Source organism: Pedobacter sp., assembly GCF_035317785.1.
GTDB lineage: Bacteria > Bacteroidota > Bacteroidia > Sphingobacteriales > Sphingobacteriaceae > Pedobacter.
Genome location: NZ_DATHGC010000202.1, coordinates 1 through 3,451, shown reverse-complemented (window position 1 = coordinate 3,451; position 3,451 = coordinate 1). Strand labels below are relative to the sequence as shown.

At 47.2% G+C, this 3,451-nt stretch carries 2 protein-coding genes; both read right to left on the bottom strand.

The window, feature by feature from the left end; all coding sequences use genetic code 11:
* Positions 1 to 1,421 (bottom strand): hypothetical protein (locus VK541_RS12215; protein ID WP_324370430.1); only part of this gene is annotated, 1,421 nt, incomplete at its 3' end.
* Positions 1,422 to 1,530: 109 nt separating this feature from the next.
* On the bottom strand, positions 1,531 to 3,451 hold a 1,921-nt coding region (locus VK541_RS12210; protein ID WP_324370429.1), incomplete at its 5' end, for a tetratricopeptide repeat-containing sensor histidine kinase.

Genomic DNA, 3,451 nt, shown 5'->3' with positions numbered 1-3,451 from the left:
CGATTATTAAATTCATATGACCAGCTGAAAGTTACATTATCTGGTGTTTCCAGGGCAATCACATTTGCATTGCCGTCGGCACCATTTTGCCCCCTTAAAGATGTTCCGTAAGGACTCCATGTGCCGCCTGCCTTTGGCCCATATATAACATAAGTGGAAATGTCAATGTAGAAATCTCCATTATTGCCCAGCGTATTGGCGGGTAGTCCTACCCCATTTAAAACAGAACTGCCATTGGTACCGTTACTGCCGTTAGCACCATTAGTACCATTGGTTCCATTTGTACCGTTTGTCCCTTTCAGACTGACCCCAGGCCCCCAGCCTAAATTTGATTTTGGACCATACATGATCGCGGTCACCGTAGCAAAATAAAAATCACCCAGTTTACCCAGGGCCTCATCCGGTTCAGTTTCGCCGCTATAAATTACAGTGCCGTCCTTACCCGCCGGGCCGACAGGACCCTGTGCGCCACCGGCACCCCGCAGTAATAACGCCACGCCCCATCCGGCTGCTACCTTCGGACCATATAATAAATAATTGGTTTTGTCCAGGTAATAGTCTCCGATTGCTCCTAAACCCACTGCCGGCGTACCGCTACCGCTAAGTGTTGTACTGCCGTTGACTCCGTTGGCACCATTTGTGCCGTTCGTTCCATTCACTCCGTCAGTGCCATCGGCACCATTGGCTCCGTCAGTGCCATTTGTGCCATTGGTTCCCCTGAGGATTAAAGCGATGCCCCATCCGGTTCCTGTTTTTGGTCCATATAAATTCCCTGTATTTTTATCCAGGTAATAATCCCCATTTGTTCCAATTGTGGCATCCGGAACCCCCGACCCGCTATAAATAATGCTGCCATCTTTACCGGCAGCACCGGTCGGCCCCTGAACTCCCGCAGCACCGCGCAGCAAAAGAGGAATTCCCCATCCGTTGGCATCTTTAGGTCCATATAATAAATAGGATGATTTATCCAGGTAATAATCTCCGGAATTACCCAATGCCACAGATGGACTCGTGGTTCCACTAAGTGTTTTGCTTCCGTCCGTCCCATTGGTTCCGTCAGCGCCATTTGCTCCTGTAGCACCAGTCGCCCCTTGAGCACCCATCAGCAGTAGTGGAGTGCCCCACCCTGCTCCGGCCTTTGGACCATATAAATTTGCCGAGGTTCTGTCCAGGTAATAATCACCTATATTGCCAACTGCAAGTGCAGGTACTCCGGTACCACTGTAGATCGTACTTCCGTCCTTGCCAGCTGCACCGACTGCGCCGGCATCACCTTTAGCGCCTGTGGCTCCGCTTGTTCCTATTGGGCCCGCCGGGCCTTCCGGACCTGTCAGGCCCTCTGTCGTGCATCCAAGGATACAGCAAATAGATATTGACAGTATCCAAAGTAAATTTCTGTTTGTAGTGATTAATTTTTTCATGTCTGAATAGGGTATCTAATGACATGAAGGTAGCGGGGTGCATGGTCAAAACGACGATCCGATCGATGAACGAACGGTAATAATCGTTGAAAGGAAAAACGTTGAGGTATCAGGAATTAAAGAAGCTGATCGTCACCGTGGTAACGCCATCTTCGTCCGATGCAAATGCAATTTTATGGTTTAACTTGGCAGAAAGCTCGTCGACCAGTCGCAACCCGAGTCCCGACAGACTCCTTGCATTGTTTTCACTGGACAGCGCGGAAAGATAATCTTCCTGACTAAAGCTTTTTCCATGGTTGTTTATCACGAGTATGGTCTGATCCGCGTCTTTTCTGACACTAATCTCAATTTGACCACCATCTGGAGAGGCCTTTACGGCGTTTTGCAACAAATTACGGACAATGGTCTGCAGAAAATACGGGTCGGTAACAACTGAAATATCTTCTGGTACCCGGTTTAGGACCTTCAAATGCTTCGATTCTATATTGAGCTTCAGCAATTGCTCGCATTGCAAAAGCACAGGATGTAAAATCGTCGGTTGCAAGCTGGTATTGAAATGGCTCATTTGTGTTTTGCTCCACAGCAGCAGGTCTTCCATGGTCTCCAGTAACGAACCAGTAGCTTCCTGGATCCGGGAACTTAATTCCTTTTTCTGGGCTTCGTCGTGCAATTGAGGATTCAGCTGCTGCAATTTCAGGAACTGATAAACCTGGCTGATCGGTGAGCGAAGGTCATGGCTAATGATACTGAACAACTTGGCCTTGGTCTGGTTGGCCTCTTCAAGTTGTTCGTTCAGTAGAGCCAGGGCCTTATTCTTCCCATCCAGTACATCTGCGCTGCGTTTCTTGCTTCGATAAATGACCACAAGCAAAAAGACAACGACAGATAACAATGCGACTCCCCCAAAAAGCCAGATCCGCTGTCTGCGCCCCGCGCTAAGCTGTAGATTTTTCACTTTAATCTGCTGGATCTTCTGGGAATTCTGGTATTTGCCTTCTATCTCGTTGAAATTTTTATCAGCAATCGACTTCAGCAAACTATCACTCAACCGGCTTGCTTCACCCAAATGATAATAAGCCTTGTCCCAGGTCCTGAGCCCGGCATATGACTTGGCCAGCCCTTTGTGAAGGTTTGAAAGACTTTCTTTATCAAATTCAAAAGAACCTATCAATCCCGGCTTCAAGTACTCGACAGCCTCGGCGTATTTTCCCTGTTCGCTCAACACCGTACCATAAAGCAGATTTGATTCAATCAGCGGATCCGTACCGGAGGCCTTTTTTCCAAAGCGGACACCAAGTTTTGCATAATGTAGCGCACTGTCCAGTTTCTTTTGCTCCAGGTAATAATTGCCAAATGAATAATTGACATAGCTCATCAGCGAATAAAGCGTATCAATGCCTTTCATTCCCTTGTAAACCAAGTTATAATACACTCGCGCGCTATCTGGCTTTTTTAACGCCAGATAAGAGATCAAATAATTTCTGTACAGCGTTTCTTCTCCGTTTCGAAGCACATACTCGCCAATATACTCCCGGGCATCATCAAAATATTCAATGGCTTTTTTATCCCTTCCCAGGTAACTCATCATGGCGCCCATGTTGCTAAGGGCGTAGCCCACCACTACGTTTTTATTCCTGGCGGTGTCTGTCTTACTAATCTTTTTCAGCAGCTCAATATCCAACAGGCGGTATTTAACCGATTTTTCATATTCGTCTGTATCATAATAATAGCCGCCCAATGCGGAATACAAAGTTTCCTTCGTCTTGATGTCCCGGGCTGTATCTGCCATCTTGATCATCCGGTTGAGGTTCCTTTTTCGCATTGGGATGTTGCCGGTAAATTCGTACATATGGCTCAGCTGTCCTAAGGCTATCACCCCGTAGGTTGTTTTCCCCGCTTTCGAGGACAGCGATGCACATTGCTCAAAGTAATAGATCGCTTGCTGATAATTCCTTGACAGCTGATAAGCCGAACCAGTAAACAACGAAAACATAGCCTGGTTTTTAAAATCACCCGGCGGACAAAGTTTC